At 70.8% G+C, this 26,140-nt stretch carries 25 protein-coding genes; 6 read left to right on the forward strand and 19 right to left on the reverse strand.

Annotation, left to right across the window (positions count from 1 at the left end; genetic code table 11):
* Positions 1–5 precede the first annotated feature (5 nt).
* The 5 genes from CJZ98_RS06285 to CJZ98_RS06305 form a co-directional block, all read right to left on the reverse strand.
* Positions 6–695: a flavin prenyltransferase UbiX gene (locus tag CJZ98_RS06285; RefSeq protein WP_094589509.1), complete on the reverse strand. Its 690-nt coding sequence runs from the start codon at positions 693–695 to the stop codon at positions 6–8.
* Between the two features lie 4 nt (positions 696–699).
* The gene (locus CJZ98_RS06290; RefSeq protein ID WP_094589511.1) at positions 700–2,976 is read right to left on the reverse strand and encodes an RNB domain-containing ribonuclease; all 2,277 of its coding nucleotides are present in this window, start codon (positions 2,974–2,976) and stop codon (positions 700–702) included.
* A 241-nt stretch (positions 2,977–3,217) separates the two neighbouring features.
* Positions 3,218–3,526, reverse strand: a complete 309-nt coding sequence (locus CJZ98_RS06295) for a TMEM165/GDT1 family protein (RefSeq protein WP_094589513.1) — start codon at positions 3,524–3,526, stop codon at positions 3,218–3,220.
* 84 nt (positions 3,527–3,610) lie between these two features.
* Positions 3,611–4,000 (reverse strand): TMEM165/GDT1 family protein, encoded by a 390-nt coding sequence (locus CJZ98_RS06300; protein WP_094589514.1) that lies wholly within the window; start codon positions 3,998–4,000, stop codon positions 3,611–3,613.
* Positions 3,997–4,359, reverse strand: a complete 363-nt coding sequence (locus CJZ98_RS06305; protein WP_094589516.1) for a YkgJ family cysteine cluster protein — start codon at positions 4,357–4,359, stop codon at positions 3,997–3,999. Before CJZ98_RS06305 ends, CJZ98_RS06300 begins: the two co-directional genes overlap by 4 nt.
* A 126-nt stretch (positions 4,360–4,485) precedes the next feature.
* On the opposite strand from CJZ98_RS06305, the gene psb30 reads away from it, so the two are divergent.
* Positions 4,486–4,593, forward strand: coding sequence for a photosystem II reaction center protein Ycf12/Psb30 (gene psb30 / locus CJZ98_RS06310; RefSeq protein ID WP_094589557.1), 108 nt, complete (start codon positions 4,486–4,488; stop codon positions 4,591–4,593).
* Positions 4,594–4,730: 137 nt separating this feature from the next.
* Here psb30 and recJ read toward each other — a convergent pair whose 3' ends face one another.
* Positions 4,731–6,656, reverse strand: coding sequence for a single-stranded-DNA-specific exonuclease RecJ (gene recJ / locus CJZ98_RS06315; RefSeq protein ID WP_094589518.1), 1,926 nt, complete (start codon positions 6,654–6,656; stop codon positions 4,731–4,733).
* Positions 6,657–6,842: 186 nt separating this feature from the next.
* Here recJ and CJZ98_RS06320 point away from each other — a divergent pair, with 186 nt between their 5' ends.
* Genes CJZ98_RS06320 through CJZ98_RS06330 form a run of 3 tightly spaced genes read left to right on the forward strand, consistent with a single transcriptional unit; the run spans position 6,843 to position 8,895 of the window.
* On the forward strand, positions 6,843–7,619 hold the full coding sequence (locus tag CJZ98_RS06320; protein WP_094589520.1) for an HAD-IA family hydrolase: 777 nt from the start codon (positions 6,843–6,845) through the stop codon (positions 7,617–7,619).
* Positions 7,616–7,960: a DUF565 domain-containing protein gene (locus CJZ98_RS06325; protein WP_094589522.1), complete on the forward strand. Its 345-nt coding sequence runs from the start codon at positions 7,616–7,618 to the stop codon at positions 7,958–7,960. The genes CJZ98_RS06320 and CJZ98_RS06325 overlap by 4 nt, the downstream gene beginning before the upstream one ends.
* 11 nt (positions 7,961–7,971) lie before the next feature.
* Complete coding sequence (locus tag CJZ98_RS06330) at positions 7,972–8,895, forward strand: hypothetical protein (RefSeq protein WP_094589524.1); 924 nt, start codon at positions 7,972–7,974, stop codon at positions 8,893–8,895.
* 7 nt (positions 8,896–8,902) lie between these two features.
* Here CJZ98_RS06330 and rpmF read toward each other — a convergent pair whose 3' ends face one another.
* The gene (rpmF, locus tag CJZ98_RS06335; RefSeq protein ID WP_094589526.1) at positions 8,903–9,079 is read right to left on the reverse strand and encodes a 50S ribosomal protein L32; all 177 of its coding nucleotides are present in this window, start codon (positions 9,077–9,079) and stop codon (positions 8,903–8,905) included.
* A 314-nt stretch (positions 9,080–9,393) separates the two neighbouring features.
* Here rpmF and ftsH point away from each other — a divergent pair, with 314 nt between their 5' ends.
* A complete protein-coding gene (gene ftsH / locus CJZ98_RS06340; protein WP_094589559.1) occupies positions 9,394–11,184 on the forward strand; it encodes an ATP-dependent zinc metalloprotease FtsH in 1,791 nt (596 codons plus the stop codon).
* A gap of 20 nt (positions 11,185–11,204) precedes the next feature.
* On the opposite strand, the gene CJZ98_RS06345 is transcribed toward ftsH, so the two are convergent.
* The 3 genes from CJZ98_RS06345 to thrC all read right to left on the reverse strand — a co-directional run bounded on the left by CJZ98_RS06345 (position 11,205) and on the right by thrC (position 13,912).
* On the reverse strand, positions 11,205–12,197 hold the full coding sequence (locus CJZ98_RS06345) for a cupin domain-containing protein (RefSeq protein WP_198537545.1): 993 nt from the start codon (positions 12,195–12,197) through the stop codon (positions 11,205–11,207).
* Between the two features lie 103 nt (positions 12,198–12,300).
* On the reverse strand, positions 12,301–12,576 hold the full coding sequence (locus CJZ98_RS06350) for a MoaD/ThiS family protein (protein WP_094589528.1): 276 nt from the start codon (positions 12,574–12,576) through the stop codon (positions 12,301–12,303).
* 52 nt (positions 12,577–12,628) lie between these two features.
* Entirely contained in the window at positions 12,629–13,912 is a 1,284-nt protein-coding gene (thrC, locus tag CJZ98_RS06355; RefSeq protein ID WP_094589563.1) for a threonine synthase, read from the reverse strand.
* Between the two features lie 134 nt (positions 13,913–14,046).
* Here thrC and CJZ98_RS06360 point away from each other — a divergent pair, with 134 nt between their 5' ends.
* On the forward strand, positions 14,047–16,926 hold the full coding sequence (locus CJZ98_RS06360; RefSeq protein WP_315855784.1) for a UPF0182 family protein: 2,880 nt from the start codon (positions 14,047–14,049) through the stop codon (positions 16,924–16,926).
* Positions 16,927–17,040: 114 nt separating this feature from the next.
* On the opposite strand, the gene fba is transcribed toward CJZ98_RS06360, so the two are convergent.
* The 9 genes from fba to lpxD all read right to left on the reverse strand — a co-directional run bounded on the left by fba (position 17,041) and on the right by lpxD (position 25,933).
* Positions 17,041–18,114 (reverse strand): class II fructose-bisphosphate aldolase, encoded by a 1,074-nt coding sequence (gene fba, locus CJZ98_RS06365; protein ID WP_094589532.1) that lies wholly within the window; start codon positions 18,112–18,114, stop codon positions 17,041–17,043.
* Between the two features lie 614 nt (positions 18,115–18,728).
* Complete coding sequence (locus CJZ98_RS06370) at positions 18,729–19,832, reverse strand: Gfo/Idh/MocA family protein (RefSeq protein ID WP_094589534.1); 1,104 nt, start codon at positions 19,830–19,832, stop codon at positions 18,729–18,731.
* Between the two features lie 44 nt (positions 19,833–19,876).
* Positions 19,877–20,371 carry a hypothetical protein gene (locus CJZ98_RS06375; RefSeq protein ID WP_232756263.1) on the reverse strand — a complete coding sequence of 165 codons (495 nt, stop codon included), beginning with the start codon at positions 20,369–20,371 and terminating at the stop codon, positions 19,877–19,879.
* Complete coding sequence (gene accD, locus CJZ98_RS06380) at positions 20,368–21,243, reverse strand: acetyl-CoA carboxylase, carboxyltransferase subunit beta (protein WP_094589536.1); 876 nt, start codon at positions 21,241–21,243, stop codon at positions 20,368–20,370. Before accD ends, CJZ98_RS06375 begins: the two co-directional genes overlap by 4 nt.
* A 71-nt stretch (positions 21,244–21,314) precedes the next feature.
* Complete coding sequence (locus tag CJZ98_RS06385) at positions 21,315–22,190, reverse strand: prepilin peptidase (protein ID WP_232756264.1); 876 nt, start codon at positions 22,188–22,190, stop codon at positions 21,315–21,317.
* Positions 22,191–22,212: 22 nt separating this feature from the next.
* Positions 22,213–22,623, reverse strand: a complete 411-nt coding sequence (locus CJZ98_RS19035; RefSeq protein ID WP_232756265.1) for a hypothetical protein — start codon at positions 22,621–22,623, stop codon at positions 22,213–22,215.
* Between the two features lie 64 nt (positions 22,624–22,687).
* Positions 22,688–23,590, reverse strand: coding sequence for a phosphoribulokinase (locus CJZ98_RS06395; RefSeq protein WP_094589539.1), 903 nt, complete (start codon positions 23,588–23,590; stop codon positions 22,688–22,690).
* An 87-nt stretch (positions 23,591–23,677) separates the two neighbouring features.
* The gene (gene leuB / locus CJZ98_RS06400; RefSeq protein WP_094589541.1) at positions 23,678–24,760 is read right to left on the reverse strand and encodes a 3-isopropylmalate dehydrogenase; all 1,083 of its coding nucleotides are present in this window, start codon (positions 24,758–24,760) and stop codon (positions 23,678–23,680) included.
* Between the two features lie 93 nt (positions 24,761–24,853).
* A complete protein-coding gene (lpxD, locus tag CJZ98_RS06405) occupies positions 24,854–25,933 on the reverse strand; it encodes a UDP-3-O-(3-hydroxymyristoyl)glucosamine N-acyltransferase (protein WP_094589543.1) in 1,080 nt (359 codons plus the stop codon).
* Between the last annotated feature and the right edge of the window lie 207 nt (positions 25,934–26,140).

Consider the following 26,140-nt stretch of genomic DNA (forward strand, 5'->3'; position numbering starts at 1 on the left):
GGGATTCAGGGGTGGGGACGGGCCAAGGGAACGGGACCCTGCCAGCGCTGCAGAGCGCCGAGCTCGAAACCGAGGCAATCGAACACCCGGATCACCAGAAAATCCACCATCTCCTCGATCGTGGTGGGCCGGTGGTACCAGGCCGGCACCGGCGGGGCGATGCGGGCGCCCGCCTCCGCCAGAGCCGTGAGATTGCGCAGGTGGATCAGGTTCCAGGGGGTCTCGCGCGGGCAGATCACGAGGGGGCGACCCTCCTTGAGGTGCACGTCCGCCGCCCGCTCCAGCAGGTCGGTGGCGACGCCGGTGGCGATGCGGCCCACGCTGCCCATCGAGGCCGGCAGGATCACCATCCCCCTGGTGCGGAAGCTGCCGCTCGCGATGCCAGCGGCCTGGTCGTTCCAGCGGTGGCAGCGCAGGCTGCCGCCACTGCTGCCGGTGCGCTCGCGCCAGAAGGCCTCCTGGGCCTCCGGCTCGCTCGGGACCCGCAGCCCCAGCTCCGCCTGCCACACGCCGATGGCGCCGCGGCTGGTGACCATCTCCACCCGCTCACCCGCCTCCAGCAGCAGCTGCAGGGCCCGCTGGGCAAGGGGCTGGGCCGAGGCGCCGGACACCGCCAGCACAACCGGATCGCCTGCCCCTGCGGGGGCTGGGCTGGCCGGGGCTGCGTTGGCCGGGGTGCCGGCGGTGTCCTCCATGGGCTCAGGCCTCGTCGGAGCCGGTGAACCCTTGCTGCTCGTCCGCGTCCTCCAGCTCGCCCTCTGGCAGCACCACCTCCAGGTCGATCTGGTGACGCAGCACGTCCACCTTGCGGATCACCACCTCCACGCTGTCGCCCAGCATGTAGGTGCGGCGGTTCTTGCGGCCCACCAGGCGGTTCTGGCGTGAGCGGTACTCGTACCAGTCGTCCTTGAGGGAGCTCACGTGCACCAGGCCCTCCACCTCGGTGGGGGGCACCTCCACAAAGAAGCCGTAGCTCTGCACGCCGCTGATCACCCCGGTGAGGGTCTGGCCCACCTGGGGTTCGGCCTGGCGTGCCTGGGCCATGGCCACGGCGTCGTTGCGCAACTCGGAGGCGAAGCGGGAGCGGGCGTTGAGGCGGTGCAGCAGGGCGGCGTTGCGGCCCTCCTGTAGCGGCGTGATCTGGCTTGGGGCCAGCAGCGGCCAGTCGATGGCGCCGTGGCTGGTGTCGCCGGCGATGTCAACCCGGGTCTTGTGGCGCACGGAGGGACGGTCCTTGCCCTCGGCCAGCAGCAGCACCAGCAGGTGCTGGTTCCACAGGTCGGCGTAGTGCAGGCCCGGGCAGCTCCAGGGGGCGAAGGCCACCGGTTCACCGGCCAGCATGTTGGGGCCCGGCGCATCGGCCAGCAGCACCGGTTGCAGGGGCTCCCGCAGCTGCTGCTGCAGCACCCGGCGGCGGTCGGTGGCAGCGAAGGCCACGGCCAGCTCCTGGGCCGTGGCGTTGCCGTCGGCGGAGAGTTCCAGGGGGATCTCCAGGGCCAGGGCGGCCTTGGCCACCTCGTTGACGGCCTCGGCATCGGGGGCGGCGTTGGTGGCGAACAGGCCCGGCAGCTCCAGGGCGGCGACGTGGCGGCCCAGGGCCCGGTGGGCCGGCAGCACCAGCTCCCGCAGCAGCCCCATCGGCGAGCTGGCATCCAGGCTCACCAGCCAGCCCTCGCGGCTCTCATCCGGCTCGGGGATGGCCAGGTCGCCCAGGCCGGCGATGGCGGGCAGGGGCAGGTCCAGCTCGATCGAGCCGGCCGCCAGCCGCTGCTGGTGCAGCAGGCCGGCCAGGGCGATCACCTGCTCCAGCAGGGGCAGCTGGTCCTTGAGGGCCTTGAGGGCGGCCGGGGTGGTGCGGGCCTTGGGCTTGCGCTCGGCCAGGGCCTGCAGCGCCTTGTCATCCACCAGGGCGTCGGGGCGGATCGTGCTGCGGCTGAAGCGGTAGTGCTCCAGGGCGCCGTCCTGGCCGATCTCCAGTGCCACAGACAGGGCCGCCTGGGCCTCGCCGGCCTTGAAGGCGGCCGCCTTGGTGAGGGCGGGGGTGAGCAGGGGCAGCCAGCGCTCGCCCACGCAGAGGGCCTCGCCCTGGTCACGCAGGTAGAGGTCGAGGGCGCCGCCGAAGCCCACCCGTTCGGCGATGGCGGGGGCGTGCAGCCAGAGGCGATGGCCGCTCTCCGTCTGCTCCAGGGACACGGCCGGCAGGATCGGGGCCTCGGCGCCGCTCCAGCCCTGCAGCAGCAGGGTGGGCAGGGCGGTGAGGTCGTCGCGCTCCTTCTCGGCCGGGGCCTTGAGGGTGGCACGGGGGGCGGGGGGACGGTCCCGCAGGCCATGCTTTGTGAGCAGCAGGTCCAGATCCGCTTCGGGTCCGGCGTTGATGGACAGGCTGCGGGCCACGTGGCCCTGGGGCGGCAGCTGGCCCACCGGGTAGCGGTCCACCTTCACCTCCACCACCGCCTCACCCTCGGGCTTGAGGTGTTCGGCGTCCGCGGCGGGCAGCTCCACCGCCGTCAGCAGGCGGTCGTCGAGCGGAACCGCCACCAGCCGCTCGTTCTGCTGCTCCACCTGGGCCAGCAGGCTGCTGGTCTGGCGTTCGAGGATGCACTGCACTCCCCCCTCGGGGGAACGGCGCCGGCCGCCCTCGCGGGTGACGCGCACCAGCACCCGATCGCCGTTCCAGGCGTGGTTGAGCTGGTGGTCTCGGATGTAGATGTCCTCACCGCCGTCGTCGCGCAGGGCGAAGCAGAAGCCCTTGCTGCTGCAGCGCAGCCGTGCCTCGATCAGGCCCTCGTCCCGCACGCGGGCGACGCCGGCATCGCTCTGACTCAGCACACCCACCTTGGCCAGGGCGGCCAGGGCGATCACCAGGTGCTCCTTCTCGCCCTTGGTGGAGAGGCCGAGGGCCTTCTCGAGCTTGGCGACGGGCAGCTGCTCCTGGTCGGGCAGCTGGTCGAGCAGGTCGGCGACCGTGAACTTCATGGGGCGCGAAGGGAAGGCGAAGGGAAAGGCGGCGCCACGCCACGGCGTGGATCGCTGGGCTGCGGGGTGCAGGGGAGCGGGTGCAACCCAGCGGCTGCAGCGGAGCTGCGACGACGGTTGCGGCAGAGCTGGCATGGCCGTTGACAGCAGAGCTGCGTTGGCCGCTGGCAGCAGGAGCCCCCGCGATCACCCGGGCGGAGAGGGAAATCCCCGGGCGCGGTAGTGGGTCCTGGTGGTGACTTTAGGCAGTGGGCGGTTCGCTGTCTGCGGCTTCCGCCTGGCCCGCCTTGATCACCAGCCGGATGCCGATCACCAGGAACCCCAGCGAGGCCGCCAGCTGCAGGGCATTGGTGGGGATCACTGCGGAGAGGGAACCGCCGGCCCCCGCCCCCAGCAGGCTGGCCAGGACCAGGGCGCAGGAGCTGCCGGCGAACACGGCGCCACTGCGGCTGGAGGTGCCGCTGATGGTCACGATCGCCAGCTGGGTCTTGTCGCCCAGTTCGGCGAGGAACACGGTGGCGAAGGTGGAGGCCAGAAGGGGCAGCTGCACGGGGCCGGAGCGGAGGACAGGCGGGTAGGTGGAGTTGAAGGGGGGGGGGCGGATGGAGGGCGCGTGCGGGCAGCGCCGGTGGCCTCAGCCCACCGGCAGCTCGCCGGGCAGCCCGGCCGGCAGCAGCGTCAGCACTGCCTGGCGGCCCAGCCAGAGGCCTAGGGCGATCATCAGGATGCCGGCGCCGCGCTCCAGCTGGTGGGGCGGCACCACCCGCGCCAGCCAGCGCCCCAGCACCACCCCCACCAGGCTGGAGCTGATCAGGGCCAGGGAGGCGCCGAAGAACACGAGCACCGGCCGGCCCGACTCCGCCGAGAGCAGCAGGGCCGCCAGCTGGGTCTTGTCGCCCAGCTCAGCCAGGAACACCGTCGTGAAGGTGGTCAGGAACACGGCGCCGAAGCTGCCGGCCTTGGCGTCGTCGCCGGCGGTCTCGGAGGCGGCCTGCAGCTCCGGCGGATCGTCGGCGTGGGTCATGGCTGGGGCTGGCGGATGGCCTGCTCGAAGCGTCGCATCACCATGCCACGGCCGCCGTGTTCGCAGCGGATCTGCTGGCGGCAGCAGGCGATGGCGAAGGCGTTGCGCTCCGGTTCCGGTACGTTGAACAGCACCCCCAGGTTCTCCACCCGGCAGAACTCAGGGCGCTCGTCATAGATGCGGCACTGGCTTGAGCCGGTGTCGAAGTGGACGCACCAGCCATCGGCGCCCACCATCGCCAGGTACTGCTCCTGCTGCTCGGGTGAGAGGGCCGCAAGCGCCTCGTTGCGCTCGCCGGGATCGAGCCGGCAGCAGGAGCCGCAGCCGCTGATGCAGCGCCAGGTGAGGGTCTCACTCATCGCCGCCCCTCCCCCCAGCCCTGCGCCTGTGACAAGCCGTCACAGAGCCGCCGCGGCTGCCTGGGAGTGGGGGCCGGCAGCCCGTAATCTTGTTGCCAACCTGTGCAGCCGCTGCGCCGCTTCTCCATGGGAATCGACTTCCATCTGATCGCCAACTTCGCTGCCCTGTTTTTGATCACCATTGCAGGCCCTGCGGTGATCTTCATCCTCTTCTACCGCCGCGGCGCCCTCTGAAGCTCCCCAGCTTTCGCCGCCTCAAGACCCTGGTCTGGGCAAGCTTGCGGCGTTTGAGCCCGTTCCCCCTGGGGAGCGGGCTTTCCTGTGCTTGGAGCTTGGGCTCGGGCTTTGCGCCGGCGCACTGAAGGCACCGCTCAGGCGGCGAGGCCCAGGGCCAGGGCCGCCTCCTGCAGCAACGACTGGAGGTAGGGATGATCACCCCGGGGGTGGTCGGCCTGCAGGCTGCCGCCCACGCCATCGGGGCGGCCCCGCAGTTCCTCCCCGGCCGCGTTGCGGATCACCAGCCCCTCCCCCTGACGGCTGCACCAGTAGGTGCGATCGCGGCGCTGCAGCCGCACCGTGTCGCCGCCGCTGGGGCGGAGCCCCACCAGCTCCAGCTGCAGGCGCTCCTCCCCCTGCCAGCGGTTCAGCCGCAGCCGGTAGGCCACATCCACCTGGGGCGGCAGGCGATCGCCACCCTTCCAGCGCCAGGCGATCGCCCGCACCCGGGTCTCCCCCTGGCCCAGGCTGAGCTGCAGGTGGCCGCCCCGCAGCTCCTTCTGCTGCACGACCCTGCAGTCCGCGCTCCAGAACACCGGCGCCGGGTGCCCGCTGCCGAAGGGCTCCAGCCGCTGCAGCTGCTGCCACAGGGCCCGATCGATCCGCTCCAGCGGCAGCAGCGCCTCCGGCTCCACCAGCACCGCGGCGCCCCGCTGCTCCAGCCACTGGCTGGCCAGCCCATTGAGGGCCTCGTGCAGCTCCGCCACCCGCTCCGCCCGCACCGTGAAGCCGCCGGCGGCCGGATGCCCCCCGAAGCGCTCCAGCAGGGCCCCGCACTGGGTGAGGGCCTGGTCCACCGCGAAGCCGCGGGGGGCCCGCACCGAGGCCCGCAGCCTGCCGTTGCCCTCGCTGGCCAGCAGGGCCACCGGCAGGCCGAAGCACTCCACCAGGCGGGCGGCCACAATGCCGATCACCCCGTGGTGCCAGTGGTTCTGGGCCAGCAGCAGAAACGGGCTGCGCTGCTCGCCATCGGCCAGCACCAGGGCCACCGCCTCCGCTTCGATCGCCTCGCACAGCTCCCGGCGCTTGCGGTTGAGGGCCTCGCACTCCCGGGCGAGATCCAGGGCCCGCTCCCGGTCGTCGGTGGTGAGCAGCTCCACCACCAAGGCAGGATCCCCGAGGCGGCCCACGGCATTGATGCGCGGGGCCAACTGGAAGCCCACCGCCCCCGCATCCAGGTCGCCCTTCTCGATGCCGGCCAGTTGCTGCAGGGCCTGCAGCCCGGGCAGGGGGCTGGCCTTGAGCCGGGGCAGCCCGTCGATCAGCCAGCGCCTGTTGACCCCCTCCAGGGGGGCCATGTCGGCGATGGTGCCGATGCAGAACAGATCCAGGGCCATGGCCAGGTCCTGGTCGGAGCCCTGGGCCTCCGCCAGGGCCCGCGCCAGCACGTAGGCCAGGCCCACCCCCGCCAGGCCCCGGTAGGGCGACCCCTCAGGTGTGCAGGCCGGATGCAGCAGGGCCAGATAGGGAGGGCGCTGCTCTGGAATCGTGTGGTGGTCGGTCACGACCACGGCCAGATCGAGCTCCTGGGCACGCTCCAGGGCCTCGCGGGCGGCGATGCCGTTGTCCACCGTCACCAGCAGGCTGATCCCCTCGCCCGCCAGCCGCTCCACCATGGCGGCGTTGAGGCCGTAGCCGTCGTCCTGCCGGCTGGGAATGGCCGCCAAGGGCCTGGCGCCGAGGCGCTGCAGCAGGCCCACCAGCAGGGCCGTACTGGTCATGCCGTCGGCGTCATAGTCGCCGCAGATGGCCACGGCCTCGGCGTTTTGGCAGGCCCGCTGCAGACGTTCCACGGCTGCTGCCAGGTCGGGGAAGTGGTCGGCTGGAGCGGGGGCTGGGGGGGGATCCAGCAGGACGGCGATCGCCTCGGGGCTGGTGAAGCCACGGCGGATCAGCAGCGCCAGCAGCGGATCGCAGAGGCCAAAGGCCCGCAGCGGCTCCGCGATCGCCACCGGGGGGGGCAGCTGCCAGTGCTGCTCGCTGGCCTCGGGACTGACGGCGGGGTTCGGCACGGGATCCATTGTGCGCGGCCGGGCGGGTGGCGGCGAGGCGTCGCTGGGCCAGGCCGGTAGCTGGGGCCTGGAGGCTGGCCTTGCCTGGTCAGGGTTCCCACCACGCTTTGGCTTGAACTCCAGCACCCGGCTCGGCCCCACCAGGCCTCTGCCTACCCTCACGTCCTGCGACCACGCCCCGGATCCTGCGCCGCCATGTCCCTCACCCTGGCCCCTCCAGCGCTGGCGGCCCTGCTCTGGGACGTGGACGGCACCCTGGCCGAGACCGAACTCGACGGCCACCGGCCGGCCTTCAACCGGGCCTTTGCGGAGCTGGGCCTGCCCTGGCACTGGGATGAGCCCACCTATCTGGAGCTGCTTGCCATCAGCGGCGGCCGGGAACGCCTGCGTCGGTTTCTTGCCGAGGTGGAGGGCTCCCCACCGGCTCCCGCTCTGGTGGAGGCCTTGCAGGCCGCCAAGCAGCGCCATTACACGGCCCTGGTGGCGGCTGGGACGCTGACGCTGCGGCCGGGGGTGCGGCGCCTGCTGGCCGAGGCTGCGACGGCGGGCCTGCACCAGGTGATCGTGACCACCAGCGGCCGGGCGGCGGTGACGGCCCTGCTGCAGCGCCTGCTGCCTGAGCTGGCCGGTCGCGTTGCCTTTCTGGTCTGCGGCGAGGATGTGGCCCGCAAGAAGCCCGACCCGGAGGCCTATCGGCTGGCCCTGGAGCGGCTGGGGCTGCCCCCCGGCGCGGCCCTGGCCATCGAGGACTCCGGCAACGGTCTGGCGGCCGCCAGGGCCGCTGGCCTAGCCACCCTGGTGACCCGCAGCCGCTCCAGCGCGGCCGAACCGAGTCGGGCCTTCGCGGGCGCCAGCGCCGTGGTGGACCAGCTGGGTGCGCCAGACAGCCGCCTGCGGGTGCTGCACGGTCCCGCTTGCCCCCAGGGCTGGGTCACGCTCTCCTACCTGCAGCAGCTGCTGGGGCGGCCATGACCCGATTACCCGTGCGGGCCACGCGCTTCGAGCGCCTGCAGCGGCAGCTCGCCGGTGGCCTGTTCGGCGCGTTGCGCGGCCCCTGGCGGCGCCGCAGCCTGGGACTGCTGGCCCTGCTGTTGGGGTTGTATGCCGGCAACAACGTCACGGTCTACTGGCTGGCGAGGCTGGGCGCCCGCCCGCCCGTGGTGCTCTCCCTGGTGGTGGTGCTGGAGCTGGTGGTGCGGCTGCGCACGCGGGTGGTGAAGGGCGAGCCGGGTCTGGGCTGGTTGATGGCCGACAACCTGCGCATCGGGCTGGTCTATGCCGTGGTGCTGGAGGCCTTCAAGCTGGGCTCGTGAGCAGGGTCGGCATGGCGAGGACGGTCACCGGCGATTCCGGCCAGCCAGGACAGGAGCTGGATCCGTTACTCCAGCAGCAGTCGGAGCGGCGGCGGGAGCGGTTCATCGGGGCCCTGCTCGATCACTGCGCTGCCCTGGTGGCGGCGGGCCAGCGGCCGGTGCTCGGGCTCAACGGCCCGGTGGGGGCCGGCAAGAGCACCCTCAGCCGCCTGCTGCAACAGCGGGCCCAGGCTCGCGGCCTGGCACTGGCGATTGCCTCGATCGACGACGCCTACCTGCCCTGGCAGCAGCGCCAGGAGGCCATGGCCGGCAACCCCTTCGGCGTCAACCGGGTGCCGCCCGGCAGCCACGACCCGGGGCTGCTGGCCGCGGCGATCGCCGCCTGGCGGGCCCAGCCCGCCGGCCCGGCTCCCCTGGAGCTGCCCCGCTTTGACAAGACCCTGCGCCGGGGCCAGGGCGATCGCTGCGATCCCTGGCGTGGCCGGGCTGACGCCCTGCTGCTCGAGGGCTGGCTGGTGGGCTATCGGCCCCAGGGTCCTGGCCTGGCCGGCGTTCTGGCCAGGGCACAGGTCTTGCAGGGCCTCTCCGCGGAGGAGCGCTGTTCGTTACCCCGCTGGGACCAGGCGCTGCAGGCCTACCAACCCCTCTGGGACGCGCTCAACGGCCTGGGCCTTCTCTGGCCGTGCCGCTGGGAGCTGCCGCGGCGCTGGCGCTTCCAGGCCGAGGCGCGGCAGCGGCGGGGGGGCGGTGGCTGGATGGAGCCAGGGGCACTGGATGCCCTGATACGGGCCAGCCTGGCCTCGCTGCCCCCGCTCCTCTACGGACGGGCGCTGCTGGACCAGGCTGATCGGGTGATGCTTCTGGATGGACGGCGCCGCTGCCGCTGGGAGGGCAGTGGCGCCGACGCCGTGCGTCAGGCTTGGGCAGAGATCTGAGCCGGGCTCAGGCCTCGTCGCCGTCCTCTTCCGCCACGGGATAGACGAAGCCCTGGGCGCGGCCGCTCAGCACGGCCTTGCCGATCGAGAGGGCCTTCTGGGCCGCGATGGCAGCCTTGCCTTTCCAGGTGGCGTGGCGCTGGTTGCGCTTGCCCTTGGAGGTTTTCTTCTTGGGAACAGCCATCCCGCTCGTGATCAGCCAAACAAGGATCTTCCGTTGCCGCCCTCCCTTTCGTCAAATCGCTAAGCTCTACCGAGAAGCAGAGCCCAGTGAGCACCGGCGTTTCCCCGTCTTCCCAGGGCTGGGCCATCGCCCAGGCCGTGCCTGCCCCCGGCTCCAAGGCCCCTGCTGCAGCCCCTCCCGCCGCCGCAGCCCCTGATGCCGCTGCGGTGGCGCCCCCCGTCCGGCCCGCCACCGAGCCGGCAGCCCAGCCACCAGCCCAGACCCAGACCCCTGCCAAGCCCAAGCCGGTGGAGGCCCAACAGGCTGGGCGGGGCCTGCTCCAGGGCCTGGTCCAGCAGGCGCCTGTCCCGAGCTACAGCCAGCTGCTCGAGCAGCTGCGCAACGGCAGCGTGCGGGATCTGGAACTCTCCACCCGCCGCCGTGAGGTGCGGGTCACCTACACCGATGGCCGCACGGTCACCGTGCCGGTGTTCAGCAACGACCAGGTGTTGTTGCGCAGTGCCCAGGAGGCCCGCGTGCCCCTCACCGTGCGCGATGACCGCCGCGACGAGGCCACCGCCGGGCTGGTGTCCAACATCTTGCTGCTGGTGCTGCTGTTCGGCGGCCTGGCGCTGCTGATCCGCCGCTCCTCCCAGGTGGCCAACCGGGCCATGGGCTTCGGCCGCAGCCAGGCCCGCGTCCAGCCCGAGGGGAGCGTCACGGTGCGCTTTGAGGACGTGGCTGGCATCAACGAGGCCAAGGAGGAGCTCCAGGAGGTGGTGACCTTCCTCAAGGAGCCCGAACGCTTCACCGCCGTGGGCGCCAAGATCCCCAAGGGGGTGCTGCTGGTGGGCCCGCCGGGCACCGGCAAGACGCTGCTGGCCAAGGCCATCGCCGGTGAGGCCGGAGTGCCCTTTTTCTCGATGGCGGCCTCCGAGTTTGTCGAGCTGTTCGTGGGCGTGGGCGCCTCGCGGGTGCGGGATCTGTTCCGCAAGGCCAAGGAGAAGGCGCCGTGCATCATCTTCATTGACGAGATCGACGCTGTGGGCCGTCAGCGCGGCGCCGGCATCGGCGGCGGCAACGACGAGCGCGAGCAGACCCTCAACCAGCTGCTCACCGAGATGGACGGCTTCGCCGAGAACTCCGGCGTGATTCTGCTGGCGGCCACCAACCGCCCCGATGTGCTCGATGCGGCCCTGACCCGGCCCGGCCGCTTCGATCGCCAGATCCATGTGGACCTGCCGGACCGCAAGGGCCGCGAGGCGATCCTGGCGGTGCACGCCCGCAGCCGGCCGCTGGATCCCGAGGTGTCGTTGGGCGACTGGGCCAGCCGTACCCCCGGCTTCTCCGGCGCCGACCTCTCCAACCTGCTGAACGAGGCGGCGATCCTCACCGCCCGTCGCGGACAGCCCACCCTCGACGACCAGGTGCTTAACGACGCCCTGGAACGGATCACCATGGGCCTGACCGTGGCGCCCCTCCAGGACAGCGCCAAGAAGCGCTTGATTGCTTACCACGAGGTGGGCCATGCCCTGCTCACCACCCTGCTGCCCGCCGCCGACAGGCTCGACAAGGTGACCCTGCTGCCCCGTTCCGGCGGGGTGGGGGGCTTTGCCCGCACCATGCCCGATGAGGACGTGCTGGATTCGGGCCTGATCAGCAAGGCCTACCTGCGGGCCCGGATGGTGGTGGCCATGGGTGGTCGCGCGGCCGAACTGGTGGTGTTCGGCCCCAGCGAGGTGACCCAGGGCGCATCCGGCGACCTGGAGCTGGTGAGCCGCATCGGCCGCGAGATGGTGACCCGCTATGGCTTTTCCAGCCTCGGGCCGGTGGCCCTGGAGGGCGATGCCCATGAGGTGTTCCTCGGCCGCGACTGGCTGCGCTCCGAACCCCACTACTCCCGCGAGACCGGCAACCGCATCGACGCCCAGGTGCGGGGCCTGGCGGTGGAGGCCCTCAGTCAGGCCGTGGCGCTGCTCACGCCGCGCCGCGCCCTGATGGATGCGCTGGTGGAGCAGCTGATCGAGCAGGAAACGATCGACGGCGACCAGTTCCGCGCCATCGTCGAGCGCCATGAGGTGGCTCCTGCCGAGGCGGTCGCTGGCCTCGTGCAACTGCCCTGCTGACCCTGGTCCTCCAGGTCAGCTCAGCCCGCGAAGCGGATGTCCAGGCTGCGCAGGTAGGTGTGCAGGCCCGCGTCCTGGATCGGCAGCAGCAGGGCCTTGCGGCCGCTGGCGTTGACGTGGGCGTGCCAGTGGCCCGGTGGAGTCACGAAGGCGCCGCCGGCCTGCCAGTCGATGCGGGTGGGGTTGCGGATCGCGCCATCGGCATCCAGCTCGGTGCCCACCAGGGTGTGGCAGCCGGGATCGCAGTCCACGATCAGATCGAGGGCCACGGACTGGTGGCGGTGGGGGGCCTGGACGGCGCCAGCGGGCACCATGCCGAACATGGCCCAGAGGGTGTGGGTCACGGTGCGGCTGGCGGGTAGGTCGCGGTTGGCCAGCAGCAGGCTCAGACGGTTGCTGTTGGCACTGCTGGGGTCGGCGGCCAGCGCCTCGAGCTCCTGCCGCAGCCAGGTGCCGGCGTAGTGGGTGGCCTGGAAGCGCGGTTCGCTGGCGGTCGCGCCCAGGTGGTGCAGCAGCGGGCCGTCATGGACCCAGTAGAGAACGCTGCTGGTTTCGGCCTCGAGCAGGGCAGCCCCACCGGCCGGCAACACGAACAGATCACCCGCCTGCCAGCTGAGGCTGACGGCTGGCGATGGCCCCTCGGCCCGGCGACGGCACAGGCCTCGCCCCTCCAGCACGAAGAAGAGGGAGCTGGTGGCGTTGGCGCTGGCCGGCAGGCCCTCGCCCGCTTCGATGCGCAGGAAGTGGGCGGCCAGGGCCGGGCTGGTGCTGGGGCCAGCGGTGCCAAGTTCCCGGCTCAGGTCCAGCGGGATCACCCGGCTGGGACCGCTGCTGTGCAGGTCGGGCCCCCACTGGTGGTAGGGAATGGGTTCGGTGAGTCCATGGCGCACCGGATTGGCGGCCTGGCGATAGTCGAAAAGTTGGGCCTTGGTGGCTGGATCGGCAGCGGCGGATCCAGCCGATGCGCCGGGTTCGAAAGAGCTGGAGGAGCGGATCTCAGGGGCCTGGGTCATGGCGTCTCTCCGGCTACGTCATTCGATGGGATGGAGCCTATTGAGCCGCCACTGCCGCTGGGGGGCGGCAGCCATGGCTACCAGTGCTGGAATCTGGGGCTGCTCAGCCGCCGGCCACGGCAGGCACGATGCTGACTTCGTCGCCATCCTGGAGGGGCGTTGCCTGGTTCTGCAGGAAGCGAATGTCCTCGGAATTCACGTACACATTGAGGAAGCGGCGCAGCTTGCCGCCCTCGTCACAGAGCCGGCCCTTGATGCCGGGATAGCGTTCCTCCAGGGAGTCGAGCAGTCCGTCGACGCTGGTGGCCGTGACCTCGACGCTGGCCTCGTCGTTGGTGAACTTCTGCAGGGGGGTGGGGATCAGAACCTGTACGGCCATGGAAGAGGTCGGAAGGGGAGAGAGAAGAAGAATGGGTTGGGAAATTGGGGGCTCAGGCCACCGGCTCCCAGCTGGCCCGATGCAGGGACTGGGCCCGCTCCCAGGCGGCGTTAAAGCTGTCGAGCTGGGCCTCGATCAGGAACGGCTCGCCGATGGCGGAGCTCACGGCCTCGGTGGTCTTCAGTCCGTTGCCGGTGATGTAGGCCACGGTGGTCTCGTCGGGGTCGATCTTGCCCTGTTCCACCAGCTTCTTGAGCACCGCGATCGTGGTGCCGCCGGCGGTTTCAGTGAACACGCCCTCGGTTTCGGCCAGCAGCTTGATGCCCTCCACGATCTCGGTGTCGTTCACCGCCGCGATCGTGCCGCCGGTCCTGTTGGCGATGTCGATGGCGTAGGGGCCGTCGGCCGGGTTGCCGATGGCGATCGACTTGGCGATGGTGTTGGGCTTCACCGGTGTGATGAAGTCGCGGCCTTCGGCGAAGGCCTGGGCGATCGGGCTGCAGCCTTCGGCCTGGGCGCCGCTGAAGCGCACGGGCTTCTCATCCACGAGGCCCACCTTGATGAACTCATCAAAACCCTTGCGGATCTTGGTGAACAGGGAGCCGGAGGCCAGGGGCGCCACGATGTGGTCGGGCAGTTGCCAGCCCAGCTGCTCGATCACCTCGTAGCCGAGGGTTTTCGAACCCTCGGAGTAGTAGGGGCGCAGGTTGATGTTCACAAAGCCCCAGCCGTAGGTGTTGGCCACCTCCGAACACAGGCGATTCACCTGGTCGTAGTTGCCCTTCACCGCCATCAGGGTGGGGTTGTAGATCAAAGTGCCGAGCACTTTGCCCAGCTCCAGGTCGCTGGGGATGAACACGCAGCACTCCAGGCCGGCGTGGGCGGCGATGGCGGCGGTGGAGTTGGCCAGGTTGCCGGTGGAGGCACAGCTCACCGTGGTGAAGCCCAGCTCGCGGGCGCGGGTGAGGGCCACGCTCACCACCCGGTCCTTGAACGAGAGCGTCGGCATGTTGACGCCGTCGTTCTTGATGTAGAGGTTCTTGAGGCCGAGGCGGCGGGCCAGACGGTGGGCCTTGAGCAGGGGCGTGAAACCGGTGCCTACATCGATGGGATCGCCCTCGATCGGCAGGAAGTCGCGGTAGCGCCAGATCGAGGTGGGGCCGGCCTCAATCGAGGCGCGGCTGACGCGGTTCCTGATCGCGTCGTAGTCGTAGACCACCTCCAGGGGGCCGAAACAGACGTCTTCGCAGACGTGTCGGGCGCTCGCTTCATAGGCATGGCCGCATTCCTTGCAGCGCAGGCCGGTGAAGGTGGAGCGGGAGAGGGTCGCGGTCACGGGCACGCCCAGCAGATTCAAGGACGCTAACAGCGTGGCTCAGCCGCTGCTGGATAATCCGACCCCTGGACTCGGGTATAGGGGCGTTGATGGGCCGGCCTTGTCGCCAGCTGGGATCTGCCTACGCTCATGGCGTGAGCTCACTCCCCTTCCCGGCCCGGCGCCGCTGGTTCTTCGCCCTCCGTGCCGCGGCCGTGGCAGGCGCCGCCCTGGCGGTGATCCTGCTGCTGGGCCGCATGGCGGTGGAGTGGCACTGGTTCGGGCAGTTCGAGCTCCAGAGCGTTCTGCTGCGTCGCTGGGGGCTGCAGCTGGTCGCCTTCGTCCTGGTGTTCGGCGGCGGCTCCCTTCTGCAGCTCAAGCAAGTCCAGCGCTGCTGGCGACTGCGGCAGGAGGCGACCACCAAGCCGCTGGGCTCCGAACCGCTGTTGCGGCTTGGGGGATCCCGACTGCTGCTGGCCCTGGTGGCCCTGCTGCTGCTGCTGGCAACCGGCCTGGCCTATCTCGTGCTGCAGGCCCGCGACCTGATCGGGGCCCCGTTCAGCGGCCAGGTGATCACGGGCTTCACGGTGCTGCTCGATCTGCCGCCGCTGCTGCCCCTGGGGCTGGCGGCCGGGCTGTTGATCCCCCTGCTCATCCGACCCCTCGCCACCCTGCGCATCACCCTGGCGGCGGCTCTCGCCGCCTCCGCCACGGCGCTGGCCCGCGGCTGGAGCCTGTGGCTGCCGGCCCTGCTGGCGGCGCCCTTCGGCGAGCGGGATCCGTTGGTGGGGCTGGATCTGTCCTTCACGGTGCTGCGGCTGCCCGCCCTCAAGCTGCTGCTGAGCGTGCTTCTGGCCCAGGGGGTGGTCGGCCTGGCTGCCTGCCTGCTGCTCTGTCTCAGTGAGGGCACCAGCCTCTCCGATGGCGCCTTCCCAGGCCTCAGCCGGGCCCAGCAGCGGGTTCTCCAGCCCCAGCTGGCTTTCCTCGCGGTGGTCGCGGCGCTGATCAGCGGTCTGGCCCCCTTCGATCTGATGGTGGAGGGCAGCGGGATCGCCTCCGGGGCCGGGTATGTGGATCTCCACGTGCGCCTGCCGCTACGGCTGTTGCTGGCCCTGCTCCTGTTGCTGACGGCCCTGGGCCTGCTGGTTCCACTGCCGAAGGGATGGCTGCGGCGCGGGGCCCTTCTCCCCCTGACGTTCACCGCCCTCCTGGTGCCGATCAGCGAGTGGCTGCTGGCCCCGCTGGTGCAGCGGCTCTGGGTCCAGCCGCGGGAGCTCGCCATGGAGACCCCCTATCTTCGGCGCAGCATCCAGGGCACCCGTCGGGCCTTTGGCCTGGAGCGGGTGCGCAGCATCACCCTGGAGCCCCGTCAGAAGATCACCGCCGCGGACCTGGCGGCCGCTCCCGGCACCCTGGCCAACGTGCGTCTCTGGGACAGCCAGCCCCTGCTCGCCGCCAACCGCCAGCTGCAGCAGCTCCGGCTTTACTACCGCTTCTCCTCGGCGGCCGTCGACCGCTACCCCCTGCGGGACAAGACCGGCCGGCAGGGCAGCCGTCAGGTGCTGATCTCCGCCCGCGAGCTCGACAGCGGCGCCCTGCCCCGGGGATCGCGCACCTGGCTCAACCGCCACCTGGTGTTCACCAACGGCCACGGCTTCACGGTGTCGCCGGTCAATGCCGCTGGACCCGACGGCCTGCCTCTGTTCTTCGTGAAGGATCTGGGGCGCAGCGGCCGCGTCCAGGGAATCCCCCAGCTGGGGGTGAGCGATGCCCAGGCGCAGGCCGCTCTGCCGGTGGGCCGGCCCAGTCTCTATTTCGCGTCGGCGCCGGCTCCCTACGCCATCGCCCCCACGAAGGTGCAGGAGTTTGCCTACCCGGACGGCGAGCTGAATGTCTACACCCACTACGACGGCACCCGGGGAGTGCCCCTGGCCACGGCCTGGCAGCGGCTGTGCGCGGCCCTGTATCTGCGAGAACCGCGGGTGCTGTTCACCGGTTCGTTCACTCCCCGCTCGCTCCTCCTGCTCCGCCGCCAGGTGAACCAGCGGCTGGAGGCTCTGGCCCCCTTCCTGCACTTCGAGAGCGAGCCCTACCTGGTCACGGCCCGTGTGGGCCGCCACGAGGGTTACCGGCAGGATCAGCACCAGTACTGGTTGCTGGACGGCTTCACCAACAGCCGCTCCTACCCCTACAGCGATCCCAATCCCCAGGGCCTCCGCTACTTCCGGAACCCGGTCAAGGCGGTGGTCGATGCCCACGACGGCCGCCTGTGGCTCTATGTGAGCGACCCTTCCGATCCCGTACTGCGCACCTGGCGTCGGGCGTTCCCTGAGCTGTTCCGTCCCCTGTCGGAGATGCCCGAGGCGCTGCTGCGCCACATCCGGGTGCCGCAGAGCCAGTTCACGATCCAGTCGGAGCGGCTGCTGCGCTACCACGTCACCGATGTGCGCACCTTCTACAACGGCGACGATGTGTGGTCGGTGCCCTACGAGATCTACGGCAACAGCAATGTCCAGGTCCGCCCGTATCACCTCACCCTGCAGCTGCCGGGCCAGACCAGCACCGAATTCGTCTTGCTGCTCCCCTTCGCTCCGCTGAAGCGCACCAACCTGGTGGGCTGGCTGGCTGCCCGCAACGATCCTCCCCACTACGGCGAACTGCTGTTGGTGCGCTTCCCCCAGCAGCGCCTGCTGCTGGGTCCCCAGCAGGTTTCCGCCCTCATTGACCAGGATCCCACCATCAGTTTTCAGTTCGGCCTCTGGAATCGCCTGGGCTCGAGGCTGTTCCGGGGCAACATGCTCGTGTTGCCCGTGGGCTCGGGTCTGCTCTACGTGGAGCCGGTGTACCTGCAGTCGAAGGCCAACGATCTGCCCACCCTGGTGCGGGTGGTGGTGACCGACGGCACCACCTTCGTGATGGAGCGCAACCTCAGCGATGCTCTGAAGCGGCTGGCCAGTGGGGGCCAGTGGGCCGCCGCTGCCGCTGCCGCCTCCGCTGCGGGACCGCCTCCCGCCGCCACTGCCGTTCAGCCCTGATCAGCCCAGGGGCGCGCCATCGCACGGGGAAGCAGGGCCCCGGCTTCGGCCCCATGGCATGAAAAAAGGGGCCCTGATGGGCCCCTGGCGTCTGCGGTGAGCAGACGGTTTGGATCAGGCCGCCACGGCGGTCTTGGGGTCGAGTTCGCCCTTGGCATACAGAGCGGCGTAGTAGTTGATGTCGCGCTGCTTGATCTTGCTGGCGTTGCCAGCGGCCCAGAACTGCTGGTAGCGGTCCAGGCACACCTGCTTCATGTAGGCCCGGGCGGGCTTGTTGAAGTGGCGGGGATCGAAGTTGGTGGGATCCTTGGCGGCGGCTTCCCGCACGGCGGCGGTGAAGGCCAGGCGGTTGTCGGTGTCGATGTTCACCTTGCGCACGCCGTTGCGGATGCCTTCCTGGATTTCCTCCACGGGCACGCCGTAGGTCTCGGGGATGGCACCGCCGTACTGGTTGATGATGTCCAGCCACTCCTGGGGCACGGAGGAGGAGCCGTGCATCACCAGGTGGGTGTTGGGGATGGCCTTGTGGATCTCGGCGATGCGGCTGATGGCCAGCACTTCACCGGTGGGCTTGCGGGTGAACTTGTAGGCGCCGTGGCTGGTGCCGATGGCGATCGCCAGGGCATCCACCTTGGTCTTGGCCACGAAGTCGGCGGCCTCGGCGGGGTCGGTCAGCAGCTGGCTGTGGTCGAGGGTGCCCTCGAAGCCGTGGCCGTCCTCGGCCTCACCCTTGCCGGTTTCCAGGGAGCCCAGGCAGCCCAGCTCGCCTTCCACGCTCACGCCCACGGCGTGGGCCACGTCCACCACTTCCTTGGTGACGGCCACGTTGTAGTCGTAGCTGGCGGGGGTCTTGGCGTCAGCCTCCAGGGAGCCATCCATCATCACGGAGGTGAAGCCGTTGGTGATGGCGCCGAAGCAGGTGGCGGGGCTGTTGCCGTGGTCCTGGTGCATCACCACCGGGATGTCGGGATAGGTCTCGACGGCGGCGATGATCAGGTGGCGCAGAAAGTTCTCGCCGGCGTACTGGCGGGCGCCGCGGGAGGCCTGCAGGATCACCGGGCTGTCGGTCTCCTGGGCCGCCTCCATGATCGACTGCACCTGCTCCAGGTTGTTCACGTTGAAGGCAGGGATGCCGTAGCCGTTTTCAGCGGCGTGATCGAGCAGCAGCCGAAGCGGAACGAGCGCCATGGGGAAACCTCGAGGAGGGGTAGAGGGTGAAGTCAGGGTGGTGCCGAAGGAATCACCTCGGCCAGCCGGGCCCAGGGCTGCCCCTCGCGGAGGAGAGCGTCTGCCCTGGCTTTTGACTGGGGGCGACTCTAGCGGGCCGTCAAGGGTGCTTCTGGCCTGGCCGGATCGGACGATCGTGCTGCCCGTGTGCCCAGCAAAAAGCCCCACCGCGGGCGGGGCATCCGCCGTGCTGGGGGCTCGCATGTGGGCTTCGCTGCGGCCCGGGGATGGCCAGCGCAGCCGGCCATCCCCTCACGGGTGATTCAGTCGATCAGCTGCTGGCGCCGGAGGGCGTGCACGGCATAGGCGTGCTCGCGGGCGTTGCGCCGGGCCTGTTCGGCCTGGCGGGCCAGCAGTTTGGCGGTGGTGATGGACATGGGGCGAGCCTCCGGGGAATGCCGCCGGCCAGGGTCGGTCGCGGTCAACGTTCTTGAACGGTAGCCGTTGTTACGGAGCAAAGAAGTCGATGGTGATACCAAATCGTCGATTTCGTCCGGCGGTGGGGCAGGCCCATCCCGCAGCCGCTCTGGCTCCCGGCTTGCCAGGCCGATGTCGGTACCGTTCGGAGCCGGGCCTCAGAGGGCTCGGCGCAGGCCCGTGGCGGCGGAGTCCAGGGCCAGGTCGGCGATGGTCTGGCTGTGCACCGCCTCCGCCAGCCCTGGCACCATCGGCTGGCCTGTGCGCGCCGCCTCCGCCCACCAGCCCAGGATTCGCTGCACCGGCGCTACCCGCCCATCCACCCAGGTGCGCGCAAAGGCCAGGCCGGCATCGGCCTCCACGGGTTGCAGTGGTTCCCCGGGCCGCGCCTGCCAGAGCTGGAAGCCGTGCACGTAGTCGGCCTGGTTGGAGGAGCCCAGCACCAGGGTGCCCTCGCTGCCGTACACCTCGATCCAGTAGCCCCGGCCGGCCCGGGTCACCGCCGCCAGGCTCACCTGGGCCGGCACGCGGGCGCCGCTGGCACTCTCCAGCTCCAGCTGCAGCAGGGCGATGTCCTCGGAGTCCACCGTCGCCAGGCGGCCGCTGCCATCGGCCAGGGGCCGTTGGCCGATGGCCGTGCTGCCGCTGGCGCTGACGCTGCGGGCCGGACCCACCAGCCAGTGCAGGGTGTCGAAGGCATGGGTGCCGAGGGAACCCAGCACGCCGCCCCCCTCACTGCGCTGGGAATACCAGTTCCAGGGCCGCTGGGCGTCGGCGCGGCTGCCCATCAGCCAGTCGAGCTTCACCAGCCAGGGGGTGCCGATGGCGCCCGCCGCCAGCAGGGCAGCCAGCTGCTGGAACAGGGGTACGGCCCGGTATTCAAAGTCCACCGCCACGGTCACACCGGCCTGAAGCGCCAGCCGCTGCAGCTCCTGCACCTGGCTGGCCGCCAGGGCCACGGGCTTCTCCAGCAGCAGGTGCTTGCCGGCGGCAATGGCGGCGCGGGCCAGCTCAAAGCGTGGACCTGGGGGCGTGGCGATCACCAGCGCCTCGATGCCGGGTTCGGCCAGCAGGGCGTCAAAGTCGCTGAAGCCGCTCAGGCCCGAGCTGGCGCAGGCCTGCTCCAGGCGTTCCGTGCGGGGATGCCAGAGGGCCACGGGCTCGGTGCCGGGGCAGTCCGCCAGGGCCGGCAGGTGCACCGCCGCGCCAAATCCCAGCCCCGCCACCGCCACCCGCAGGGGTGCCGGCTCACCCCCCCGCATTCCGGAGGATGGGGAGAAGGGAGAGGCGTTGGGGGCGGTCGGGCTCACCGGGAGGCCAGCAGGGGCCTCCCAGCCTCACAGACGGCAGCCACCGTCTCCTCGATCAGGCCATCGCCGCCCACCGGTTGCCACTGGGAGCCCCACTGGGGCAGGCCGTTGATGGAGGTGTCGCGGAACAGCAGCTGGTCACAGTCGATCTCCATCACATAGAGATCGCTGGGCTTGGGGCGTTTGAAGCCTGCGGCAGGCTCGTCCGCCCCAGGCTCGGCGCCGGCTGTGGCCGTGGTGCTGGCCCCTGGCCGGGTGGCGGGTTCGGAACTGCCGGGCTCAGGGGCGGGCTGGAAGCGGCTCAGCACCGAGAGGTTCCCAGACTTCGTGAGCCGCAGGCTGCCGGCATCCCACCACTGGCGACCGTCGGCGGTGGCGGGCAGCTCTTGCCAGTCGACCGGGCCGGCCCAGCCGATCGCTGGAGCCGCCAGCCCGATGGCCAGACTCAGCAGCAGCGCCAGGCCGAAGCGGATCACGCCGCCACCGCTCACGCCGCCACCGCCTGGCCGCAGCCGTGCAGGCGCAGCAGCGTGGCGAGGGTGGTGCGCAGACGTGGTCGGGGCACGATGGTGTCCACGAAGCCGTGGTCCTGCAGGTATTCGGCGGTCTGGAAGTCGTCGGGGAGCTTCTCGCGCAGGGTCTGCTCGATCACGCGCCGGCCGGCGAAGCCGATCAGGGCCTTCGGTTCCGCCAGGATCAGATCGCCCAGCATCGCGAAGCTGGCGGTGACGCCTCCGGTGGTGGGGTGGGTCAGCAGGGGCAGGTAGAGCAGTTCGGCCTCGCGGTGGCGCTCCAGGGCGCCGGAGATCTTGGCCATCTGCATCAGGCTGAGCATCCCCTCCTGCATCCGCGCACCGCCGGAGGCACACACGATCAGCACCGGGTAGCGGCGGGCGGTGGCCTCCTCGATCAGGCGGGTGAGCTTCTCGCCCACCACCGAGCCCATCGAGCCGCCCATGAAGCGGAAATCCATCACCCCAAGGGCCAGGGGCATCCCCTCGAGTCGGCACAGGCCGGTGATCACCCCATCCTTGAGGCCGGTGCTGCGTTGGCTGTCCCGGATGCGATCGGCGTAGCTGCGGCGGTCCTTGAAGGCCAGCGGATCCGTGGGGGCCAGATCCGAATCGAGGGGCTCGAAGCTGCCCTCGTCGGCGATCAGGCGGATGCGCTCCTCACTGAAGATGCGGTGGTGGTGGCCGCAGCCGGTGCAGACGCTGGCGTTGGCCACCAGGTCTTTGCGGTACATCACCAGCCCGCACTCAGGGCATTTGCTCCAGAGGCCGTCGTCCTCGCTCACCTCCTGGGCGTTGCGCACCGCTGGAGCGGTCTTGCGGCGGTCGGCGAACCAGTCGAACAGCGACATCGAGGCGGCGGCTCAGAAACGGGCCACGGGCGGGGGGCCCGGTGTCCGAGGGGTTGGCTCTATTTAAGGGTTCAGAGGGGGCCCCAACCGAACAGCAGGCCCAGCTGCCGCAGCCACCAGCCGTTGCCCCCCACCCATACCGCCACCCCACCGGCGGCCAGGAAGGGACCGAAGGGGAAGGGCTGGCCGCGCTGCAGCCTGCCGCTGGCCAGGCCCACCACACCGAACAGGGCGCCCGCGGCGATCGCCAGTACCACCGCCAGGCCCACCCCCGCCAGGCCTAGCCAGGCCCCCAGCAGGGCGGTGAGCTTGGCGTCCCCCAGGCCCAGGGCGGGCTTGCCCATGACCCGCTGGGCCAGGGCGCTCAGCCCCTCCAGGGCCAGCAACCCCGCCACTGCCGCCAGGAGGTGGTCGAGCAGCAGGGCCCTGCCGCTGGCCTCCCCCTGGCTGAAGCCTGCGATGGCCGTCACCAGCAGGCCCAGCAGCAGGCCCCAGCGGCACAGGGATTCGGGCAGCCAGAGGTGGTCCAGGTCGATCAGGGTGAGGGGCACCAGCCAGCTCACCAGCAGCCAGCCGGCAGCGAGCAGCAGCCAGGCCGGCACGGCTGCCCCCAGGGCGGTGCCGCCGCCGGCCTGGACCGCCAGCAGCACCGCCACCCACAGGCCGGCACTGAGCAACTCCACAGCCGGGTAGCGCAGGGCGATCGGGCCCTGGCAGTGGCGGCAGCGGCCCCGCTGCAGCAGCCAGCTCAGCACCGGCAGATTTTCAAACCAGCGCAGGGGCGTGCCGCAGTGGGGGCAGTGGCTGCCGGGGGTCACCACCGACTCCTCGCGGGGCAGGCGCCAGGCCACCACGTTGAGGAAGCTGCCCACGCAGGCGCCCAACACGGCGATGAGCAGGGGATCGGGGCCGGCCATGGCGGGACTGAGCGGGTCGAGGGGGAGCATCGGCGGGGGCCGGGGCGGGAGATCAGCCGCGCCAGCCGGGTCGGGAGCCTCGCACCCGCTGACCCCGCCCGCGCACCACCTCCAGGGGCACGTACTGCTCGTCGGGCAGCAGCACCGGCAGATCGAACACAACACGGCCGCCGGAGCGGCCCGTGAGCACCACACCGATCGGTTCGAGGCCGCTGGGACCCTGCTCGATGTAGAGGAAGTAAACGCGGCGGGCCCGAGCGATCACCTCTCCGCTGTTGATGCGATCCCAGCGCACATCCAGGTTGCGCGGCACCGGGTTGCGTTGATCGGAAGTGCGGGGCTCGGTGCGGCGCGAGTCGGACCGCAGGTCCGGGCGCAGCGGCTGACCGGAAGGTCCGGCTGCTCCCCTGATCTCAAAGGAGAGGGAACCGCCGGACGCAGGGGCGTCGGATTTTGGAGTCACCGGGTCCGCCTGACCGCCCCAGACTAGGGTCTGGGGCTGGCAAGGAACCGATCCGGGACATGGATCAGGCGAACGCCTTCTTCTCCTGGATCAGGCGATGGATGATCGGGGTGAGGATCAGCTCCATCGCGAAGCCCATCTTGCCGCCATCCACCACGATCGAGGTGGGGCTGGACATGAACGAATCGTGGATCATCGCCAGCAGGTGCTGGAAATCGATGCCCCACTTCTCACGGGCACCCTTGCGGAAGTGGATGATCACGAAGGATTCATCCGGGGTGGGGATGTTCCGGATCGTGAACGGGTTGGAGGTGTCCACGGTGGGGATCCGCTGGAAGTTGATGTCCGTGCGGCTGAACTGCGGGCAGATGTGGTTGATGTAGTCCGGCATCCGGCGCAGGATCGTGTCCACGGTGGCCTCGGCGGAGTAACCGCGCTCGGCGTTGTCGCGGGCGATCTTCTGGATCCACTCCAGGTTCACGATCGGCACCACGCCCACCAGCAGATCGGCCAGCGAGGCCACGTCGTAGCCCTCGCCCACCACGCCGCCGTGCAGACCTTCATAGAAGAGCAGGTCAGTGCCGGATGGGATGGCCTCCCAAGGGGTGAACTGGCCGGGTTCCAGGCTGGTGCCGAGCCGGCCATTGTGGTCGGCCGCCTCCTCCACGGAGTGCAGGTAGTAGCGCTTCTGGCCGGAGCCAGTCTCGCCGTAGCTGCGGAACAGCTCCTCCAGCTTGTCGAACAGGTTGGCCTCGGGGCCGAAGTGGGAGAAGTTCTCTCCCTTGGCCAGGGCCGTGGCCATGGCCTCCTTCATCGGGCCGCGCTCGTAGCGGTGATAGCTGTCGCCCTCCACCACCGCAGGGGTGATGCCTTCGCGCTTGAAGATGTGTTCAAACGCGCGCTTGACGGTGCTGGTCCCTGCGCCGGAGGAACCGGTAACAGCCACAACCGGGTGACGCTTCGACATCGGCGCAGGGAGCGAGAAAAACGGAGATGAGTTTGGCAGGTCGCCGGTCAGGGCCGGCAGGGCGCCTTAGGCCCCTGCCGGGGTTGCTCAGGCCTCCAGGGCCGCCAGCAGCTGCTCGCCCATGGCGCGGCAGCCCAGCTGGGTGCAGCCCTCGGCCATCAGGTCGCCGGTGCGGAAGCCCGCCGCCAGGGTGCGTTCCACCGCCAGTTCCAGGTCGGCGGCGGCCGCCTCCTGCTTCAGGCCGATCCGGAGCAGCATCGCGGCGCTGAGCACCATGGCCATCGGGTTGGCCCTGTCCTGGCCGGCAATGTCCGGGGCGGAGCCGTGGATCGGCTCGAACAGGCCGGGGCCACTCTCACCCAGGGAAGCGGAGGGGAGCATGCCGATCGAGCCGCTGAGCATGGCGGCCTCGTCGCTGAGGATGTCGCCGAACAGGTTGCTGGTCAGCAGCACGTCGAACTGGCGGGGGGCCCGCACCAGCTGCATGGCGGCGTTGTCCACGTACATGTGGCTCAGCTCCACCGCCGGGAACTCGGCGTGGATCGCCTCGACCCGGTCGCGCCAGAGCTGGCTCACATCCAGCACGTTGGCCTTGTCGACGCTGCAGAGTCGGCCGCTGCGCTCGCCGGCCAGCTGGAAGCCCACCCTGGCGATCCGGTCGATCTCGAAGTCGGAGTAGGCCATGGTGTTGAAGGCCCGCACGTGGCCATCGGCCTCCACGCGGCCCTTGGGGGTGCCGAAGTAGACGCCGCCGGTGAGCTCCCGCACCACCAGCAGGTCCACCCCCTCGATCACCTCGCGCTTGAGGCTGGAGGCCTCCACCAGGGCGGGGATGATCTTCACCGGCCTCAGGTTGGCGAACAGGCCCAGGCCGGCCCGCAGGCCCAGCAGGCCGCTCTCGGGGCGCTGCTGGCGGGGCAGGCTGTCGTACTGGGGCGAGCCGATGGCGGCCAGCAGCACCGCGTCGGCGGCCCTGCAGGCCTCCAGGGTGCTGGCGGGCAGGGGCTCACCGGTGGCGTCGATGGCGGCGCCGCCCATGGGCTGCTCGTCGTAGACCAGCGAGAAGCCGTGGCGGCGGCTCACGGCATCCAGCAGCTGGCGGGCCACCGCGGTGATCTCCGGGCCGATGCCGTCGCCGGGGAGCAGGGTGATCCGGTAGCTGGACGTCATAGGTCTGGAGGGGGCTGGACCGCCGGGCGCGGGGTTCGGGGCAGGGCGCGAGGCTACGGCCCGGCCGGCCGAGGCTCCGGATGGCGGGCTGCGTCAGTCCTCGCTGCGCGCCTCGGCCGCCTTTTCCAGCCTCCGCAGCCCCTTGGCCAGGTCCGGCAGCTTGTTGAAGGCGGCGGAACAGCGCAGCCAGAGCCGGTTGGGAATCGCCGGGTAGCCGCTCACCACCTCGCCGGCCGCCACCTCGCCGTGGATTCCGGATTTGGACGAGGCGATGGCCCGATCGCCGATGGTGGCCCGGTTGGCGACCCCCACCTGGCCCGCCAGGATCACGCCGTTGCCCAGGCGTGCGCCGCCGGCGATGCCCACCTGGGCCGCCAGGGCGCAGCCGCGGCCGGTGCTGACGCCGTGGCCCACGTGCACCAGGTTGTCGATCTTGGTGCCGGCGCCGATGCGGGTCTCGCCCACCGAGGGGCGATCGATGGTGCTGCCGCAGCCCACCTCCACGCCGTCTTCAAGCACCACCAGACCGGTCTGGGGCATCTTGCGCCAGCCGCTGGCGGTGGGCACGAAGCCGAAGCCCTCACTGCCGATCACGGCGTTGGAGTGCACCACGCAGCCGCGGCCGAGGCGGCTGCCGGGGTGGAGCACGGCGCCGGCGTGAAGCTCACAGCCCTCGCCCAGTTCCACGTCGTCGTAGATCACCACGCCGGGGTGGATCGTGCTGCCGTCGCCGATCCGCACCTGGCCACCGATCACCGTCTGGGCGCCCACGTGCACCCCCACTCCGAGCTGGGCGCCGGGATCGACCACGGCGCTGGGGTGGATGCCGGCGGGCTTGGGCTGGCGCGGATGGAGGGCCTCAAGGGCCTCAGCGAAGCCCAGGCGCGGATCGGCCAGGGCGATCCAGGCCAGGCCCCGCTGCGTGGCCTGCTGTTGCAGCTCGGCCGCCCCATCGCCCCGGGCCGGGATCAGCACGGCACTGGCGCCCGTGGCGGCGAGGGCCGCCGCCAGGGCGTGGCCGGCCTCCAGGAAGCTCAGCTGGCCGGGCCCGGCCTGGTCGAGGGCGGCGGCGCCGCCCAGCTCGGGATCCTGGGCCAGGTGGCGGGCCGGCCCGGCGCCATCGCCACTGGCCCTGACTTCACCCAGGTGGCTGAGCAGCTCGCTGAAGCGCATTCCCGGATCGCCTAATCGGCCGGATCGTAGGCGCGCCGGTCGGGCTGGCGGCCACTGGAGTGGTGCGAGCGTCAGCCGGCGCTGGGGGCCTGAGCCGCGCTGGCCAGGGTCGGTGACTGCCAGGAAAGATGACGCCCCTGCCGCCGATCAGGCTGCCATCACCAACGTACTCGCAGTGACGGCGCTTTCCGGTGGTGGCGGATTGAT

Source organism: Vulcanococcus limneticus LL (genome assembly GCF_002252705.1).
Taxonomy (GTDB): domain Bacteria; phylum Cyanobacteriota; class Cyanobacteriia; order PCC-6307; family Cyanobiaceae; genus Vulcanococcus; species Vulcanococcus limneticus.

Excerpts from the sequence above, each read along its gene's own strand:
- CJZ98_RS06350 (WP_094589528.1), bottom strand. The coding sequence starts at position 12,576 with ATGGCCGTACAGGTTCTGATCCCCACCCCCCTGCAGAAGTTCACCAAC.
- leuB (WP_094589541.1), bottom strand. The coding sequence starts at position 24,760 with ATGACGTCCAGCTACCGGATCACCCTGCTCCCCGGCGACGGCATCGGC.
- CJZ98_RS06285 (WP_094589509.1), bottom strand. The coding sequence starts at position 695 with ATGGAGGACACCGCCGGCACCCCGGCCAACGCAGCCCCGGCCAGCCCA.
- CJZ98_RS06300 (WP_094589514.1), bottom strand. The coding sequence starts at position 4,000 with ATGACCCACGCCGACGATCCGCCGGAGCTGCAGGCCGCCTCCGAGACC.
- recJ (WP_094589518.1), bottom strand. The coding sequence starts at position 6,656 with ATGGATCCCGTGCCGAACCCCGCCGTCAGTCCCGAGGCCAGCGAGCAG.
- CJZ98_RS06290 (WP_094589511.1), bottom strand. The coding sequence starts at position 2,976 with ATGAAGTTCACGGTCGCCGACCTGCTCGACCAGCTGCCCGACCAGGAG.
- CJZ98_RS06370 (WP_094589534.1), bottom strand. The coding sequence starts at position 19,832 with ATGCGGGGGGGTGAGCCGGCACCCCTGCGGGTGGCGGTGGCGGGGCTG.
- fba (WP_094589532.1), bottom strand. The coding sequence starts at position 18,114 with ATGGCGCTCGTTCCGCTTCGGCTGCTGCTCGATCACGCCGCTGAAAAC.
- CJZ98_RS06330 (WP_094589524.1), top strand. The coding sequence starts at position 7,972 with ATGGCGAGGACGGTCACCGGCGATTCCGGCCAGCCAGGACAGGAGCTG.
- CJZ98_RS06345 (WP_198537545.1), bottom strand. The coding sequence starts at position 12,197 with ATGACCCAGGCCCCTGAGATCCGCTCCTCCAGCTCTTTCGAACCCGGC.
- accD (WP_094589536.1), bottom strand. The coding sequence starts at position 21,243 with ATGTCGCTGTTCGACTGGTTCGCCGACCGCCGCAAGACCGCTCCAGCG.
- CJZ98_RS06385 (WP_232756264.1), bottom strand. The coding sequence starts at position 22,190 with ATGCTCCCCCTCGACCCGCTCAGTCCCGCCATGGCCGGCCCCGATCCC.
- CJZ98_RS06395 (WP_094589539.1), bottom strand. The coding sequence starts at position 23,590 with ATGTCGAAGCGTCACCCGGTTGTGGCTGTTACCGGTTCCTCCGGCGCA.
- psb30 (WP_094589557.1), top strand. The coding sequence starts at position 4,486 with ATGGGAATCGACTTCCATCTGATCGCCAACTTCGCTGCCCTGTTTTTG.
- CJZ98_RS06325 (WP_094589522.1), top strand. The coding sequence starts at position 7,616 with ATGACCCGATTACCCGTGCGGGCCACGCGCTTCGAGCGCCTGCAGCGG.
- lpxD (WP_094589543.1), bottom strand. The coding sequence starts at position 25,933 with ATGCGCTTCAGCGAGCTGCTCAGCCACCTGGGTGAAGTCAGGGCCAGT.
- CJZ98_RS06305 (WP_094589516.1), bottom strand. The coding sequence starts at position 4,359 with ATGAGTGAGACCCTCACCTGGCGCTGCATCAGCGGCTGCGGCTCCTGC.
- rpmF (WP_094589526.1), bottom strand. The coding sequence starts at position 9,079 with ATGGCTGTTCCCAAGAAGAAAACCTCCAAGGGCAAGCGCAACCAGCGC.
- CJZ98_RS06320 (WP_094589520.1), top strand. The coding sequence starts at position 6,843 with ATGTCCCTCACCCTGGCCCCTCCAGCGCTGGCGGCCCTGCTCTGGGAC.